The following is a 17,513-nucleotide window of genomic DNA, read 5'->3' on the forward strand; positions in this document are numbered from 1 at the left end:
TAAAAATAAAAAAACCAGTTCATAAGAACTGGTTTTTTTATTTTTATGATATTCAATTAAATGAGAGATTGGCTGTCTCATTTGAATATCTTACATCTTTTTATCTTCAATATTTAATGCACTAATTGCTAAAACAGCTTGCGTGCGATTTTGTACACCTAGCTTACGGAAAATAGCCGTGACATGCGCTTTGATTGTGGCTTCTGATACATCTAACTCATAAGCAATTTGTTTATTAAGCAGACCTTCTGCCACCATCATCAATACACGGAACTGTTGTGGTGTAAGTGATTGCAAACGTTCTGCCAACGCGGTTTCATCCGCAGCTCTTGGATCGAAACCATGATGCATGGGTAAATTCGGCGGTAGCCAAATTTCACCCTCTAATACATGTTTAATTGCTTCGCCAATATGACTTGGGTGTGATGATTTCGGGATATACCCCATTGCACCATGTGCAATTGCACGTTGGATAATCGAGACTTCTTCATGTGCTGATACAACAATGATTGGAATCGCTGGGTATTGTGCTCGTACGTATACTAAGGCAGAAAAACCAGATGCGCCGGGTAAATTCAGATCAAGTAATACGAGATCAGGTTCTGCACCATGCTCTAAGCGCTCATAGAATTCATCGACATCCGCAGTTTCCTGAATCTGTGCTTGAGGAAGACTATATCGAACCGCTTGAATTAAAGCATGTCTAAATAAAGGGTGGTCGTCTACAATTAAAATATTCATAAGCGCTGAGCTGTCTGCGAGTACGTCACTGTACGGTGTTTATTCAAATTTAATCTATCTTAGCCTATTTTTTAAATGAACTGTTGGTTAGACATCAAAAGTTGTTTATTTCGTCATAAATGCAAAACAATACAAATATTGATATAACTCACACAACATAGACTAATCAATAACTACTATACAGAAATAACCAATAGAAACAGAGTATTAAATTCATTTAATTTTTTCTACTGAATCCTCTATAGGTATATATACAAAACAGATAAGCTTGCAGCATTTCCTTATTTTACAACTTGGCATGCGGTGTAGATAAATAAATAGCAATTCGAAATGATCTTTTAGGCCGCTATTATGTCCAATCACAATACTCTCTCTACTCCCCTTAATATTGTTGCAGTATCTGGTGGTTTAAACAGCCCATCAAAAACAGAAAGTTTAGTTCAGGCGATTCTTGATGAACTTTCAGAGGCGATTAATATTAAAGTACATTTCGTCAAGCTGAGTGAAATTGGGCCTTTACTGGATGGGGCAATTTATCGCAATCAGCTGCCACAACGCGTACAAGATGATTTGGCTGCTGTTGAAGCCGCAGATGCTTTAATTGTTGGAACACCTGTTTATCGTGCTTCATTTACAGGTTTATTTAAACATTTCTTCGACTTTGTTGAGCAAACAGCTTTGGTTGATGTACCCGTTTTACTGGCAGCCTCAGGTGGCAGTGATCGCCATGCTTTGGTTCTCGAACATCAATTACGCCCACTATTTAGCTTCTTCCAAGCACAAACTTTACCCATTGGCGTCTATGCCACCGATCGTGATTTCACGCCTGAATATACGGTTAAAAGCGAGCAATTGTCTGATCGCGTCACCTTAGCTGTAGCACGTGCTTTACCGATTTTGGAATGGGCTCCTGCCAAAGGTCAGCGTGCTGCTGCCATCAAAGCCAAAACTGAGCAAGCGAATCAGAATCTCGGCATCAATAAACAAATCGAACAAGCAGAAGTATTGCCATCTGCGGCAGTACCGAATCTGGATGCAGCTGAATCTCGCTTACACCCGAAGTCAGCCAAGAATTTAACCCACGTCGCATAAACCATATCTGTTATGGAGGATACAACGATGACAATAACAGCATCCGCAATTAAATTTGCCTACTGGGTTCCCAATGTGAGTGGCGGTCTCGTTGTAAGCAACATTGAACAACGTACCGACTGGAGCTACGACTATAATGTGCGCTTAGCACAAGCAGCCGAACGCAGTGGCTTTGAATATGCCCTCACCCAAATCCGTTTTACCGCGGGCTATGGCGCAGACAACCAACATGAATCAGTGAGTTTTAGTCATGCCCTATTGGCAAAAACTGAAAAACTGCGGGTGATTGCCGCTATTCTGCCCGGCCCTTGGAAGCCTGTACTCGCGGCCAAACAGCTGGCAACCATTGACTACCTCACCCAAGGGCGTATTGCGATTAATGTGGTCAGTGGCTGGTTCCGTGGCGAATTTGATGCCATTGGCGAACCTTGGCCTGAGCATGATGAACGTTATGTTCGTTCCGAAGAGTTTATTCGTACTCTCAAAGGTATCTGGACAACTGACAATTACAGCTTTGACGGCAAATATTATCAATTCCAGAATTACACGCTAAAACCGAAACCTTTGCAAAAACCTTATATTGAGGTGTTTCAGGGTGGTAGTTCACGTGCCGCACGTGATATGGCGGCACGAGTATCGGACTGGTATTTTACCAATGGCAACAGTGTCGAAGAAATTAAAAAACAGGTCGATGATGTTCGCGGCAAGGCCAAGCTAGCCAACCGAGACGTCAAAATAGGCGTTAATGCCTTTATCATCGCGCGTGATACTGAGGAAGAAGCCAAAGCAGTCCTGAATGACATCATTGCACAAGCCAATGTCGAAGCCGTGAATGCCTTTGGTGATGCGACCCGTGAAGCAGGCGCAGCAGCGCCCGAGCGTGAGGGAAATTGGGCAAAATCGACCTTTGACGATCTGGTTCAATATAACGACGGTTTTAAAACCAATCTGATTGGCACACCGCAGCAAATTGCGGAACGCATTCTTGCTTTAAAAAATGTGGGGGTAGATCTTGTTCTTTCAGGCTTTCTGCATTTCATTGAAGAGGTTGAATATTTTGGAGAAAAAGTTCTACCATTGGTCCGTCAGCTTGAACAACAACAGGAAATTCAATTAGAGGCAAAATCAGCATAAGCTTTGCATTAGATAAGAAGAAAAATAAAAGCGATTGAATATTTCTCCCCAAGGCTCGGCTTGGGGATTTTTAATTTAAGCAATCTCAATTTCCCGCATGACCGTTTCAACCGAATATCGGCACCACTGCGACAGTTGCTCAATAAACTCATTTAATTGTGATGGATTAAAATGGCTGACAATCATATAACAAGCATTCCCGAGAATTTTAAAACATTCATCCACCTGCTCGTATTGTTTAACCAGTAATTCAACCTCGATAAAAGCTTGCTGATCATTCATAAACAATTGAATAAACTGCTTATGTTCGTAGTTGATCGCAACGGTGTAATTTTTGATGATGCCTGCATCCATCAATTGAGCAATCCGCGCTACAACAGCTTGCCCAGTACGGTGCACTCGCTGTCCTATTTCTTTATGGCTTAAACGCGAATCTTGTTTTAGCAATTCAATAATTTTCAGATCAATCGGATCAAGTTCAATATTCATTTTTCATTACGAAAGAAAACCAGCAACAATGCTTTCATCTGAATATAGCCGATTTCTCGGTTTACCCCTACTCTTGTTTTATCTTAACGCTGGAAGAGAAAATGATGAAACAAGCCTTACTGATTATTGATGTCCAAAACGATTATTTTAAAAATGGCAAAATGGAATTGGTCAATCCAGACCTTGCTCTAGCACAAACCAATCTACTAGAAGATCATTTTATTCAAAACAATTTACCCATTATTTACATTCAACACATAAACCCTGCCTCTGCCAGTTTCTTTCAGGAAAATACAGTGGGTGTTGAATTACATCCACAACTTAAAGTCACAGATCGCTCACTGATTGTTGAAAAACATTTTCCCAATAGCTTTCTGGAAACCAATCTTCAAGCCTTGTTACAGCAGCATCAAGTTGAGCAGTTAGTGATTACGGGCATGATGACCCATGTATGTATTGATTCAGGGACACGTGCAGCCAAAGAACTTGGCTACCAACCGATTGTGATCGCCGACGCGACTGCAACCCGTGATCTTGAACATGATGCTAAGATCGCCAAAGCAGCCGATGTACAAACTGCATTCTTATCTGCACTCGGTTTCTTTGCCACGGTACAAAACACTGCTGATTTTTTAGCACACAATTAAATCATGCAGAAAAAAAGAGCGTTCCACCGAACGCTCTTTTCACATTTGAATTAGATTTATCGGTTTGGATAAACCGTGGCAATCAGATGTTCAACTACAGCCGGCTCAGCCAGTGTTGAAGTATCGCCTAAGCTATCCAACTCATTTGCCGCGATCTTTCTTAGGATACGGCGCATGATTTTACCAGAACGAGTTTTCGGCAAAGCGGGTGCCCAATGCAGTGCATCTGGGGTTGCCACAGGCCCAAGTACTTTACGTACCCAATTTACCAACTCTTTACGCAGCTCTTCAGATTCCGCGACATCAGCTTGTAAAGTGACAAAAGTACAAATGCCCTGCCCCTTAATATCATGTGGCATACCAACAACTGCCGCCTCAGCCACTGCTTCATGTGCGACCAAAGCACTTTCAATCTCGGCTGTCCCTAAACGATGACCTGAAACGTTCAGTACATCATCAACACGCCCAGTGATCCAGTAATAGCCATCGGTATCACGGCGTGCACCATCACCAGTAAAATAATAGCCTTTAAAAGTTGAGAAATAAGCTTCAATAAAGCGTTCTGGATCGCCCCAAATCGTTCTCATTTGACCCGGCCATGAGTCTTTAATGACCAAATTACCTTCGGTTGCTCCGTCCAATTCATTTCCTTCGCCATCGACTAACGCAGGTTGTACTCCAAAGAATGGACGTGTTGCTGAACCCGGTTTGAGTGCAGTTGCACCCGGCAATGGTGAAATTAAAATGCCACCTGTTTCAGTTTGCCACCAAGTATCAACAATTGGACAACGACCTTCACCAACGACCTCGTGATACCAATTCCATGCTTCAGGGTTAATTGGTTCACCGACTGAACCCAGCAAACGCAAACTACTCCGATCACTTTCACGCACGTAGGCATCGCCTTCACGCATCATGGCGCGAATTGCAGTTGGTGCAGTATATAAAATCGTGATGTTATGTTTATCAATCACATGACCAATACGTGCCCAAGTTGGATATTGTGGAATTCCCTCGAACATGACCGTAGTAGTGGCATTACTCAACGGACCATAAAGTAAATAACTATGTCCCGTAATCCAGCCTACATCTGCAGTACACCAATACACATCATCTTCTTTGAGATCAAAGACTTCTCTAAAGGTGGTGTTGACATAGACCAGATAACCACCTGTGGTATGTAAAACACCTTTTGGTTTACCAGTAGAACCTGATGTATACAGAATGAAGAGTGGATCTTCTGCTTTCATCGGTTCTGGTGGACAGTGTTCATCTACTTCCATAATCGCAAGGTGATACCAAACATCACGCTCAGCATTAAACTGAATCGGATTCCCTGTACGATGCACCACAATCACATTTTCGACACTACTGGTTCCATCAATTTCTAATGCGGCATCTACATTTTCTTTCAGTGGAATGAGCTTGCCGCCGCGCATTCCTGCGTCAGCGGTAATCACTAATTTTGCTTGACTATCTTCGATACGGCTAGCCAATGAATCTGGTGAGAACCCACCAAATACCACACAATGCACAGCACCAATTCGTGCACAGGCCAACATGGCAATCGCTGCCTCAGGCACCATTGGCATATATAGCACCACACGATCACCCTTGCGAATACCTTGTTTCTTTAGCACATTGGCAAAACGACAGACTTCATCGTGTAGTTCAGAAAATGAAATGATTTTATGACGTGAAGGATGATCACCTTCCCAGATAATCGCGGGCTTTAAAGGATTATCTTTGAGATGACGATCTAAACAGTTGGCTGAAACATTCAGTTCACCATCGGCGAACCACTCAATTTTGAAATTATCTGCGTTAAAACTTGTATTTTTAACCTGTGTGAATGGTTTGATCCAATCAATATTCTTTGCTTCCTGCGCCCAAAATACTTCGGGTTGCTCAATTGAATCCTGATAACGTTTGAAATAGTCTGCTTCCGAGATTCTTGCCATTTCTTTGAATTTATCAGGCACTGGGTAGATTTCTTTCATAGCTCACTTCCTTTGTTTTTTATTTCATACCTTAGATATACACATCTATTTTTCGGGTATGTTTTGTTTTCTCTTGCAGTATGGTCACCATTTACAAGAGCAAACAATGCGGCTTTGGTCGTAAGAATGTTATGCTTTAGCGACCAAATTGTTTTCAAAAATTTACTCAAAATAATTTAAATTTGAACTGCTTGTCTATGCTTTTTACTTTTAAAATAAGTGATTATTTTGATCATTGCTAAGACCTTAAAAGATTTAATAATCAAAAAATAGGAATTCATCATGTTCGATCAAACGCTATCTGCCCCAATTCAGCCTCAATACGATCACCCTTTATCTGCTAAAGGACGTTTTAATCGCTTAAGCTATCTAGGTTGGTATGGTTTACTGAGTATCAGTTGGACGGTTCTTTTCATTCTTATTGCCACAATTTCGGCGAGTCTAAGTGTAAATAACGTACAGATTCATGAACCAATCTTATCTGCATTTTCAGGAATCGGAGGAATTGCGCTGATTGCACTATGGTTTGCTGGCTTTTATTTTCAGATCGTTTTTTTAATCCGACGTTTACATGATCTGAATAAAACAGGGTGGCTATGTCTATTATTACTTGTGCCAATCATTCAATTCTTTTTTACACTTTACGTCTTATTTGCAGCAGGCACACCTCATCGCAATGATTATGGCGATGTCCGCCCATCCACCACATGGGAAAAACTATTTGCATGGATCATGATTATATTAAGTTTAATGATGTTATTTGGCATGTTTATCTTTAGCTATTATTTTGCTAGCACTGACTTTTGGGATACACCAACGCAAATCTTACAAAATACAACTGAGTATTTTTAATACTTTATCGAACAGCCAAATTTGAACTACTCAATAAATAAAACCGTTACGGAATTTATCATGCATGATCAGCATAAATTCATTATGATGGCTCCCCTAATAAATTCCTTACGTTGCGAAATAGAGATTTTCCCGTGGCAAATGAGCAAACGACATTAACTGAGGTCGCTAAAGATACTGGTGAATTGATTCATCAAGCAGGTGCAAAAACCACGCAAACGGTATTGGCACATACTGAAAAATATCATGATGCCTATACCACCATCGATAAAATTATGGATAGCTTTTGGGAGCGTGTACCCTATATCTGTATTGCGATCACAGTATTTGTCATTTTTTGGCTACTGACTAAGTTATTTAAATTCTTTATTCGCAAAACTTTGGAAAACCGTAGCTACACACGACAAAACTTGGTATTAGTTCTCAACCGTGTCGGAAGCACTTTTATTCTATTCTTTGGTTTTTTAATTGCATTGGTCATCGCTATTCCGGGTTTCACCCCAAGCCAGTTAATAGGAGCATTGGGAATCGGTTCTGTTGCGATCGGCTTTGCTTTCAAAGATATTTTCCAAAACTTGCTATCAGGTATCTTAATTTTACTCAGTGAACCTTTCCGTATTGGCGATGATATTGTTGTGAATGGTTTGGAAGGAAATGTTGAAGATATTCAAATCCGCGCGACTTTCTTACGTTCACCAGATGGTCGTCGCATCGTGATTCCAAATGCCACGGTGTATACCAGTGCAGTTATCGTGAATAATGCCTATCAACGTCGTCGTTGTGAGTTTGTCGTTGGTATTGGTTATGAAGATGATATGCAGAAAGCAAAAAAAATCATTATGGATATTTTAGACCGTAATCTCAACGTACTGAGCCAACCCGGTTTCTCGGTCAATGTCACCGCACTTGCAGATTTTTCAATTAATTTAACCGTCCGTTGGTGGGTGAATACCACAGAAACCACCACATCTGCATCAATTAGTGAAATTCAAGAACTTGTTGTAACAGCCTTCGATGAGAAAGGAATTTCGATTCCTTACCCAGTACAAGAAGTCAAAGTGTATCGTGGTGATCAATCTGATAATACAGAGAACTCAGATAAATAATCGCCCTAAAATATATGATACTGCCGTTTCAGTTCGTAAAATTCGGTTGCCTAAGCTCATCGCTTGGCAGCCGTTTTTTATGAGCAGATCGACCTCATATGGAATAAATCCCCCTTCTGGACCAACGAGCAGGCAACATGAATGCTGAATCGCATGTGGCATCTGCTGTTCTGCATAAGGGTGTGCCACATAAGCAGGTTTTTCATCTGAAATAAATGTAGGCAAAACATCTTCAACAAAAGGTTTAAAGCGTTTATACAATTGAATTTCAGGTGCAATCGTGTCTCCTGCCTGCTCTAAACCTAAAGTCACATAATCATCGAGCTGCTGTAAGAATGGGCTTTGCCAATAGCTTTTATCCACGCGATAACTATGAATCAAACTGATCCGTTCCACGCCCAAGGTCACAGCATCCATAATGATGCGACGTAATACTTTAGGACGTGGCAAGGCCAGAATCAGATGCACAGGTAACTTTGCTGGGATTGCTTCAACCTGAATCGGTCTTATGCGAATATGTTGCTCAGAAACAGATACTACTTCCGTAAGATAGCGTTGACCGTTACGCACGCCGACTTTTAAAGTATCTCCACAATTTAACTGAATATGCTGTCGTAAATGTTGTAATTGACGTGGATTTTCAATCTGCCAGACATCATCCGTTGTCGTGATTTGATTCGGTTCAAGTAAAACAATATTCATAACAAAGCTTTGTGTTCTAAATAATGGTCAATCAATTGAATGTGCTTTTGGAGTGAGCCTTTATTTCGTTGCAGAACTAATTCAGCCTGTTCAATCAATTGCTGAGTCTGTATTGGGTCATCTAAACAACTCAAAAGTTGCTGTGCTACTTGCACTGCATCTTTTCCAATCAAAATTCCGTGTTCAGCTACAAACTCATCCACGATACTTTGGAAATTAAAATAGCGTGGACCAATCACCGTTGGTACATCAAGCACCATCGGCTCTAGAATATTATGTCCACCACCCGGCTCATTCAATGAACCACCAACAAAACAAGCTTGACTGAGTGCATACCATAACCACATTTCACCCATACTATCAGCAAGAAAAACCTGTGTATCGGTTTGAATTGGCTGTTTAAGACTACGGCGTTGCGTATTTAAATTTAAACTCTGGCAAATTTTATACACATCATCAAAGCGCTCTGGATGACGCGGTACCACAATACAGAGCAAATTGGGATTTGAATTTAAATGTGGTTGTAACTGTCTTAATAAATTTTCTTCTTCAGGTGAATGGGTGCTAGCTAAGGTAATCACCTGACGATCTAGCAATTGCCAATCTTGTTTTAACTGTTCAGCTTTTTCTGCATAAGATTGCGGTGCTGTAATATCAAATTTAATATTACCAACAACCTGACTCTTGACTTGATCTAGCCCTAAATCAACATAACGCTGTTGTGTCGCGATGTCTTGAGCCAATAACCATGTGAGTTGCTGCAACATCGGCTGTGTTAAACGACGAACTTTGCCATAACCTTTCGCTGATTTTTCTGAAAGTCGAGCATTCAATAAGATACATGGGATTTGTTGCTGTTTCGCTTGGGCAATTAAGTTTGGCCAAATCTCAGTTTCAACTAAAGCGAGTAACTTCGGCTGATACAAATCAAAAAATTGCTTGAGTAACGGTTTTTGATCAACAGGCAAATAGACTGCCTGAAAAAGTGCAGGATATTTTTCGGAAAATAAACTCTTGGCTCTGGCCTGCCCTGTTTTTGTGGTGTTGGTGACTAGAACAGCCTGACCTTGTTTTAAATAATGCTCAATCAAAGGTTGAGCAGCGTTAGTTTCTCCAACCGATACTACATGAAACCAAATCGTATTTAAATTTTTAGGGGGTTGAAACGGTCCAAAACGCTCTAGGCACTCTTGCTGAAATAGCGCATCACTTTCAGCCCGTTGTTTAATTTTCCAACGGTATAAAGGCTTGAGACATATCAGTAAAAAGTTATACCAAAATGGTGTTTGCTGTACTGCGTTTTGCTGCGCCATCCTAGACCATAATTTAGAATTTGATTTCAGCTCATTATGCGGAAGTTTCATATGCATTGACAATTGATTATTGTATGTTGCACTTTGATTAAATATTTCTTTATAAACAAAAATGATATCTTAGAACAAAGAATAATCCATTTTGAGAAAAATGATGCAACCTGATTGGTTCAAACAAATAAAGCAACCTTCTGATGAAACAACACAAGAATATCTACCCCGTCATCCATTTAAAATTATTCTCCCCCTTTTTAATTCTAGCGTTACTCTGCTGTTTATGGGCTCTTCTAGCCAGTCACTTAGGCTCATTAATGAAAGCCAGTTTTTTACTTGTGGTTCCCTTTATTATTGGCGCACTCATTGTATATATCCAGAATTACCGAAAGGCTGTTTCATTTATACAAAGTTTTAAAGTGATTATTATTTTCCTCGTTTTGCTCTTATTGTTCTCGATTGTTGTACTACATGAAGGTGCAATTTGCGTTGTAATTATGACCCCGATTTTATTGGGCGGTATGCTGACTGGCGCTTTACTCATGAAAGGGCTGTGTTACAAAATTTGGAAACCCAATAAGGGCATTTATAGCCTCGTATTATTGCCGTTTATTCTGCTGCCTATCCCCGAGAAAACCCAACTGCATTATGATCATGTTGATCAAAGTATTCTGATCAATGCTCCTGCCAAGGTCATTTGGCAACAGCTCAATCATGCCGACAATATTCAACCACATGAATTTAAACCGAGCGTGTTATACAGCATTGGTGTGCCTTATCCTGTTTCTGGACTGACTAAACCGACGAGTGAAGGATTGATCCGATATTCAACTTGGCAAAAAAATATTCATTTTGAGGAAATTATTCAACAATCCAAAACTAATCAATATCTCAGTTGGACCTATCGTTTCTCCCCAACCTCCATTCCTCAAGGCGCGCTAGATGATCATGTCAGCATTGGAGGGAAATATTTTGATCTGCGATATACCGCGTTTGAATTGACACCAATCAATGATCAGCAAACTAAACTCACACTAAAAATTGATTATCGAATTAGCACCGAAGTCAATTTTTATGCCAATCAGATTGCACAATTGATGGTGCATGATTTTTCCAATGTGATTCTGGATTTCTACAAAAATAGAAGTGAACGCGCTATACAAACACCCCAAACTTAAATTGTCAAAAACCTCCTCGCAGATTCAACCTGCTAGGAGGTTTTTGCTTTGCTTAAGCTTCTAACTGTTCAAAGGCAGGATAATCGGTATAACCCGCTGCACCAGCGCCATATAAAGTATCGAATTGAACCTGATTTAAAGGCAAATCATGTTCCAAACGTTCTAATAGATCTGGATTGGCAATATAAGCTAATCCAAAAGCCACGGCATCTGCTTGCTCAGTTTCTAAAATTTGTTTTGCTGAAGCTGGTGTTAATTTCTCGTTAGCAATCCACACCCCTTTAAATTTAGGGCGGAGTTGCGGCTGTAAACTATCTTCCGCTGCATATTCACGGGTAAAGATAAAACCAATATTACGTTGGTCTAACTGCCCAACTACATAACCAAAAGTCGCTAATGGATCTGCATCGCCCATATCATGTGAATCTGCACGTGGTGCAAGGTGGACACCCACACGACCAGCGCCCCAAACTTCTATAAATGCATCGACCACTTGTAATAATAAACGTGCGCGATTTTCAATCGAACCACCGTATTCATCATCACGATGATTGGTCGTACTTTGCAAGAATTGGTCAATCAAATAACCATTGGCTGCATGCAACTCAACACCATCAAAACCTGCTGCTTTCGCTAACTCAGCCGCATGTTTATATTGTGCGACGATTTCTTGGATTTCTTCATGCGATAAAGCACGAGGTGTAACGAAAGGACGTTTTGGACGCAGTAAACTCACTTCACCCGCAGGTTGAATCGCACTTGGTGCAACCGGAATATCACCATCCAATAAGTCAGGATGTGAAATACGACCGACGTGCCATAGCTGAACCACAATCTTTGAACCTTGCGCATGCACTGCTTCAACAATTTTGTTCCACGCTTGAGCTTGTTCTTGTGACCATAAGCCTGGCGTATTGGCATAGCCAACAGCTTTCGGACTAATCACCGTCGCTTCAGTAATAATTAAGCCCGCATTGGCACGTTGTTGATAGTATTCCACCATTAAATCGTTTGGAACACGCTCAACACCACTACGAGCTCTCGTCAAAGGTGCTAAAACCAAACGGTTTTTAATCGTAAAATCACCCACTTGTAACGCAGAATTTAGTCCAGCCATGATCGCCTCAACTTACACTTATTCACTTAAAGTGTTTGTTTTAAATGTTCGATGTATTGCTGAATCAAAGCTTCGTTTCTGGTGAAATAGGACCACTGCCCATATTTCTCAACTTGAATCAAACCTGCCTGCTGTAACACAGACAAATGATTTGACATGGTTGATTGTGCAACTTTGCCTAGACGTTCAATATGACCTGCACATACGCCTCGTTCAAAACTGCCACCACATTCCTGCACCGGTAAAAATTGCTCAGGCTCTTTCAGCCATTGCAAAATCTGTCGACGTAATGGATTGGCTAAGGCCTTGCTTATAACATCAATATCCATAGACTCACCACGTTTCTCAACAGGCAAAGCTTTGTTCAGCATCTGAAACTAGTATATCGATTTTTATAAATATTAATATCTGAATTTATCGATATTAATATCATATTTTTTCGATTAACTATCAAATGCTGAACGAGATTGCCGTTTTAAGTTAATTCAAACTTATAGACCTTGTTTCAAACTTGCTTCAATAAACCGATCTAAATCACCATCTAAGACTGCTTTAGTATTTGAGTTTTCAATACCAGTACGCAAATCTTTAATACGCGAATCATCTAAGACATAAGAACGAATCTGACTTCCCCAACCAATATCTGACTTCGAGTCTTCCAATGCTTGAGCTGCTTCATTACGTTTGCTCATCTCTAACTCATAGAGTTTGGCACGTAATTGCTTCCATGCATGATCACGGTTCGCATGCTGTGAACGTTGGTTCTGACATGCCACCACGATACCCGTTGGTGCGTGAGTGAGACGAACTGCCGAATCAGTTTTGTTAATGTGCTGACCGCCCGCACCCGAAGCACGATAAGTATCGGTACGGACATCCGACGGATTAATATCAATTTCGATATTGTCATCAATCTCAGGTGAGATAAATACCGCAGAGAATGAGGTATGACGGTTATTATTGCTGTCAAATGGTGACTTACGTACTAAACGGTGTACGCCACTTTCGGTACGTAACCAGCCATAAGCAAACTCGCCATCGACACGGATGGTTGCTGATTTAATGCCTGCCACATCACCATCAGACACTTCCATCAATTCAGCTTTAAAGCCATGACGTTCGATCCAACGCAGATACATCCGCAGTAACATCGATGCCCAGTCTTGTGCTTCCGTACCACCAGAACCTGATTGGATTTCAAGGAAACATGGATTTGGATCCATTGGATTACTAAACATGCGGCGGAATTCTAAATTACCTAAAGCCTGTTCAGCACTATCAAGTTCAGCCTGAACATCTTCCAGTAAAGTTTCATCATCGGCTTCTACAGCCAAATCAAGCATCGCTTTAGCATCATCTAGCTGCTCTGCAAGACGATCAAATACACCTAAAGTATTTTCTAAACTGCCCTTTTCTTTCGCAATGGCTTGCGCACGACTCTGATCATTCCAAATCGTTGGGTCTTCTAGTTCTCTTAAAACTTCTTCTAAACGCTCAGCCTTTAGATCGTAGTCAAAGATACCCCCGTAGTGTTTGGCTACGATCAGATAAATCTTTCAATTGGACTAAGTACGGATTAATTTCCACGCGTATTTTCTCACAATATTTTTCACTCAATTTAATATTTTAACATAACTGGTTTGTACGACACAGCCATGTCTTTTTAACTAAATTCAGCAGTTCATCAGATACATGGAAATATATTTTGCTTATATAATTTCATGTTTAAAACTGGCTTTGATTACACTAAAAATACGAATCAACACAATCTATCCTAAGTTTTAATAAATCAAAACACTAATTTTTTTTATTTAAAATCAATTATATATTAATTAAAATTTACATTTTATCTACGTTTGTACCGTACAGTTACTTTCTTAAGATTGACGATTAAATAATTTTCTCTAGACTAAAAGTTGTAACAAAACGTGTAATTAATATTCATTTGGTTCATTATCTCAACAGGGGCATAACCATGAAAAAATTAGCAATAGCATCAGCACTTTTATCTGCAATTGCAGTAACAGGCACTGCTCATGCTTATCAAGCTGAAGTCGGTGGTTCATATACTTATACAGATCCGGATCATTATGATAACACTCATAGTTTTGGCGTAGATGGTACTTATTATTTCAATCCAGTCCAAACACGTAATGCACCACTTGCAGAAGCGGCGTTCTTAAACCGTGCTAGCAACGTGAAAGCCAATGTTAACTATGCCGACAATAGTGGCGTAAAAGATACAAAATATGGCGCAGGTGTTGAATATTTCGTACCGAATAGTGATTTCTATTTAAGTGGTAATGTCGGTCGTACTGAGCTTGAAGTAGACAATACTGCCATCGATCAAAAAGTAACAACCTACGGCGCAGAAGTTGGTTACTTACCTGCTCCAGGCTTATTACTTGCATTAGGTGTGAAAGGCTACGACGAGAAAAATGGTAAAGACGGTGCTGATCCAACTGTTCGTGCTAAATATGTCACTCAAGTTGGTGGAAAAGATGTCAACTTAGAAGCGTATGGCGCATTTGGTGACCTAGATGAATACCGTGTTAAAGGTGATTACTATCTAGATAAAACACTGAGTGTTGGTGCAGACTATTACAATAACGACCTAACAAATCGTGATGAATGGGGTATCTCTGCGAAGAAATTCCTGAATCAACAAGTGAGCTTAGAAGGTCGTGTTGGTTTTGGTGATGACTATAATACCTATGGTATTCGTGGTGCATATCGCTTCTAAGCAATTATGCTAGATAAAAAATCCGCTCTACTGAGCGGATTTTTTATTGTGCGAGATGTGATATTTGCAATTGCAGACTCGTATTCCCATTAAAAACATTACGTTCCAATGTATAAACTAGATCAACATAACCAAGCATTGGATTAAATTTAAAACGGTCCATGGCATTAAAAGCGATTGCATCGATAATTTGCTGTCCTAAAGATACTTTCAGTTTTAAATGCTGATCTTTAAGCCAGCGATAATCCATCACTTTAAATCTTCCCTCAAATTGAGGAATTGGAAATTTTTGTCCCCAAGGACCTAGCCGATCAATCCAGTCTAGCGTTTCAAGATGTAAAGTAGCATCAGTTAACTCACCATCTGTCCATAGAGTCGCTAGGAATAAGTTTTCGTCCATTTCAGCAATTGATTGAATAAAAACTGTTTTAAATTCATCAAAATTTTCTTTTCTTAAGGTCAAACCTGCTGCTGCGGCATGACCACCAAAATGGCTAACTAAATGTGGGTATTGTTCTGCGACTTGCTCAATAGTATCGCGAATATGAATACCTTCAATCGAACGCGCAGAGCCTTTAATATGTATTCCATCTTCATCAGGAGCAAATACTAAACTTGGTCGGTGAAACTGTTCTTTTAGACGCCCAGCTACAATCCCAATTACCCCTTGATGCCACTGTTCATCAAACATCACCAATGCGGCAGGTAAAGAATCTGCTTGTAGCTGTACATGCTGTAATGCACTCATCGCTTGCTGTTTCATCTCAGCTTCAACTTGACGACGTTCGACATTCAGTTGATTGAGCTGCTGTGCAATTGGATAGGCTGTTTCTAGATCTGGAGCCAATAAACACTCAATGCCAATTCGCATGCTCTCCATACGACCAGCCGCATTAATTCGAGGGCCGATCACGAAACCTAAATCTTGAGCGCGTAAACTTGCGGCGTCTCGCTTTGCAATATCCAATAATGCTAAAATTCCTGCACGACATTGATATTGCTGAATTCGGTTTAAGCCAGCATCCACTAGAATACGGTTATTATAATCAAGCGATGCAACATCAGCATAAGTTCCCAACGCAACCAAATCTAAATACTGAGTGACTTTACTGGTACTTTTTCCCTGCTGAGAGCGGTAACTGGCTAATTTTGCTAGTACATAAAAAGCAACGCCAACACCTGCCAGTGCTTTACTTGGAAAAATGCAACCCAGTTGATTCGGATTGACCACTGCTTCAGCATTTGGCGTAGGTTTCGTCGTCAAATGATGATCGGTAATGATGACCTGCATCCCTAAAGCTTGAGCAGTCTCCACCCCTGCATGGCTCGATATACCATTGTCCACGGTAATCAAAATATCTGGCTGATGGCTTTGCTTTGCCAACTCAGCAATTTTAGGGGTTAAGCCATAACCATACTTAAAGCGATCAGGCACTAAATATTCAACGTTCGCCCCCATTTCTTTAAGAACTAAGATCATCAATGCAGTACTGGTCGCACCATCCGCATCATAGTCACCAACAATTACGATCTGTTTTTCTTGATCAATGGCTTGATCAATTAATTCAACGGCTTGATCTAATCCTTTGAGATCAGGTGGCAATAAATGCTTGAGTTTTAGCTCAAGCTCTTGTTCCGATTGCACTCCACGTCTCGCCAATATTTCTGCAATAAACGTAGGCACGCCCTGAAATTGTTCAGGGCGTGTCAAAAATGGTCTTTGTTGAATTTGAATCATGGTCATTTATGGCATCAAGCGTTGAATAATCCAAAGTCCATTTTGTTTTTCATAACTTAAACGATCATGTAAACGATTTGGTCGTCCTTGCCAGAATTCATAATAATCTGCATCTAAGCGATACCCCCCCCAAAATTCGGGTTTATCCAACTCAGCTTCGTGCACTTGGTTTTGTAAGTTTTGAAAACGCTGTTGTAATAACTCACGGCTTTCAATGACACCACTTTGTGGCGTACTAATATGTGCTGCAATCTGACTATCACGTGGACGCTTATGGTAATAATCCGTGGATTCCTGTTCTGGAATCTTGGAAACCTGACCACCAATACGTACCTGACGTTCTAAACTCGGCCAGTAAAATAAAAGTTCAGCATAAGGATTTTCCGCAAGGTCTAATCCTTTCTGACTATCATAATTGGTGTAAAAATCATAACCAGCTTCTGTCGCACCACGTAACAAAACAGTTCGCACGTGTGGCCGACCTTGAGCATTTGCTGTCGCTAAATACATCGCATACGGTTCATGTAATTGAGCAGTGAGTGCATGATTGAACCAATTCAAGAATTGCTCATGGGGATTTACACTAATCTGGGATTCGTGTAACTCACCTTGTTCATAACTTAAACGAAGTTCACTCAGGTCTTTAATGACATCATTCATTATTACT

At 40.4% G+C, this 17,513-nt stretch carries 17 protein-coding genes; 7 read left to right on the plus strand and 10 right to left on the minus strand.

Features of this window, described 5'->3' with window-relative positions; genetic code table 11:
• Positions 1-90: 90 nt before the first annotated feature.
• Positions 91-741 carry a response regulator transcription factor gene (locus tag AAV96_RS14355; protein WP_004659931.1) on the minus strand — a complete coding sequence of 217 codons (651 nt, stop codon included), beginning with the start codon at positions 739-741 and terminating at the stop codon, positions 91-93.
• 351 nt (positions 742-1,092) lie between these two features.
• On the opposite strand from AAV96_RS14355, the gene msuE reads away from it, so the two are divergent.
• Both msuE and sfnG read left to right on the plus strand, forming a co-directional pair.
• The gene (gene msuE / locus AAV96_RS14360) at positions 1,093-1,833 is read left to right on the plus strand and encodes an FMN reductase (protein ID WP_046739803.1); all 741 of its coding nucleotides are present in this window, start codon (positions 1,093-1,095) and stop codon (positions 1,831-1,833) included.
• Between the two features lie 27 nt (positions 1,834-1,860).
• Positions 1,861-2,967, plus strand: coding sequence for a dimethylsulfone monooxygenase SfnG (gene sfnG, locus AAV96_RS14365; protein WP_046739804.1), 1,107 nt, complete (start codon positions 1,861-1,863; stop codon positions 2,965-2,967).
• A gap of 75 nt (positions 2,968-3,042) precedes the next feature.
• On the opposite strand, the gene AAV96_RS14370 is transcribed toward sfnG, so the two are convergent.
• Positions 3,043-3,456: an Lrp/AsnC family transcriptional regulator gene (locus tag AAV96_RS14370; RefSeq protein ID WP_046739805.1), complete on the minus strand. Its 414-nt coding sequence runs from the start codon at positions 3,454-3,456 to the stop codon at positions 3,043-3,045.
• 104 nt (positions 3,457-3,560) lie between these two features.
• Here AAV96_RS14370 and AAV96_RS14375 point away from each other — a divergent pair, with 104 nt between their 5' ends.
• The gene (locus AAV96_RS14375; protein ID WP_046739887.1) at positions 3,561-4,103 is read left to right on the plus strand and encodes a cysteine hydrolase family protein; all 543 of its coding nucleotides are present in this window, start codon (positions 3,561-3,563) and stop codon (positions 4,101-4,103) included.
• A 56-nt stretch (positions 4,104-4,159) separates the two neighbouring features.
• Here AAV96_RS14375 and acs read toward each other — a convergent pair whose 3' ends face one another.
• Positions 4,160-6,103: an acetate--CoA ligase gene (gene acs, locus AAV96_RS14380; RefSeq protein ID WP_046739806.1), complete on the minus strand. Its 1,944-nt coding sequence runs from the start codon at positions 6,101-6,103 to the stop codon at positions 4,160-4,162.
• A 282-nt stretch (positions 6,104-6,385) separates the two neighbouring features.
• On the opposite strand from acs, the gene AAV96_RS14385 reads away from it, so the two are divergent.
• The gene (locus AAV96_RS14385; protein WP_046739807.1) at positions 6,386-6,955 is read left to right on the plus strand and encodes a DUF805 domain-containing protein; all 570 of its coding nucleotides are present in this window, start codon (positions 6,386-6,388) and stop codon (positions 6,953-6,955) included.
• A gap of 134 nt (positions 6,956-7,089) precedes the next feature.
• Positions 7,090-8,061, plus strand: a complete 972-nt coding sequence (locus AAV96_RS14390) for a mechanosensitive ion channel family protein (RefSeq protein WP_004659919.1) — start codon at positions 7,090-7,092, stop codon at positions 8,059-8,061.
• On the opposite strand, the gene AAV96_RS14395 is transcribed toward AAV96_RS14390, so the two are convergent.
• Positions 8,050-8,763: a 16S rRNA (uracil(1498)-N(3))-methyltransferase gene (locus AAV96_RS14395; RefSeq protein WP_046739808.1), complete on the minus strand. Its 714-nt coding sequence runs from the start codon at positions 8,761-8,763 to the stop codon at positions 8,050-8,052. The two genes, AAV96_RS14390 and AAV96_RS14395, sit on opposite strands and share 12 nt — an antisense overlap.
• Entirely contained in the window at positions 8,760-10,076 is a 1,317-nt protein-coding gene (locus AAV96_RS14400; RefSeq protein ID WP_046739809.1) for a 3-deoxy-D-manno-octulosonic acid transferase, read from the minus strand. Before AAV96_RS14400 ends, AAV96_RS14395 begins: the two co-directional genes overlap by 4 nt.
• Positions 10,077-10,387: 311 nt before the next feature.
• On the opposite strand from AAV96_RS14400, the gene AAV96_RS14405 reads away from it, so the two are divergent.
• Positions 10,388-11,248, plus strand: a complete 861-nt coding sequence (locus AAV96_RS14405; protein WP_227505853.1) for a hypothetical protein — start codon at positions 10,388-10,390, stop codon at positions 11,246-11,248.
• A gap of 52 nt (positions 11,249-11,300) precedes the next feature.
• Here the strand turns inward: AAV96_RS14405 and AAV96_RS14410 are convergent, their stop codons facing one another.
• The 3 genes from AAV96_RS14410 to prfB form a co-directional block, all read right to left on the minus strand.
• A complete protein-coding gene (locus AAV96_RS14410) occupies positions 11,301-12,365 on the minus strand; it encodes an alkene reductase (RefSeq protein WP_046739810.1) in 1,065 nt (354 codons plus the stop codon).
• A 26-nt stretch (positions 12,366-12,391) separates the two neighbouring features.
• A complete protein-coding gene (locus AAV96_RS14415) occupies positions 12,392-12,694 on the minus strand; it encodes an ArsR/SmtB family transcription factor (RefSeq protein WP_034601002.1) in 303 nt (100 codons plus the stop codon).
• Between the two features lie 162 nt (positions 12,695-12,856).
• A protein-coding gene (gene prfB, locus AAV96_RS14420; RefSeq protein ID WP_152630136.1) for a peptide chain release factor 2 occupies positions 12,857-13,952 on the minus strand; the annotation gives its coding sequence in 2 pieces (ribosomal slippage) (positions 12,857-13,879 and positions 13,881-13,952; 1,095 coding nt in all).
• A gap of 388 nt (positions 13,953-14,340) precedes the next feature.
• On the opposite strand from prfB, the gene AAV96_RS14425 reads away from it, so the two are divergent.
• On the plus strand, positions 14,341-15,108 hold the full coding sequence (locus AAV96_RS14425; RefSeq protein ID WP_046739811.1) for a putative porin: 768 nt from the start codon (positions 14,341-14,343) through the stop codon (positions 15,106-15,108).
• 43 nt (positions 15,109-15,151) lie between these two features.
• On the opposite strand, the gene recJ is transcribed toward AAV96_RS14425, so the two are convergent.
• Both recJ and pdxH read right to left on the minus strand, forming a co-directional pair.
• Positions 15,152-16,852 (minus strand): single-stranded-DNA-specific exonuclease RecJ, encoded by a 1,701-nt coding sequence (gene recJ, locus AAV96_RS14430; RefSeq protein ID WP_046739812.1) that lies wholly within the window; start codon positions 16,850-16,852, stop codon positions 15,152-15,154.
• Positions 16,853-17,506 (minus strand): pyridoxamine 5'-phosphate oxidase, encoded by a 654-nt coding sequence (gene pdxH / locus AAV96_RS14435; protein WP_046739813.1) that lies wholly within the window; start codon positions 17,504-17,506, stop codon positions 16,853-16,855.
• Positions 17,507-17,513 lie beyond the last annotated feature (7 nt).

Origin of the sequence: Acinetobacter sp. AG1 (genome assembly GCF_001005525.1) — a bacterium.
GTDB lineage: Bacteria > Pseudomonadota > Gammaproteobacteria > Pseudomonadales > Moraxellaceae > Acinetobacter > Acinetobacter modestus.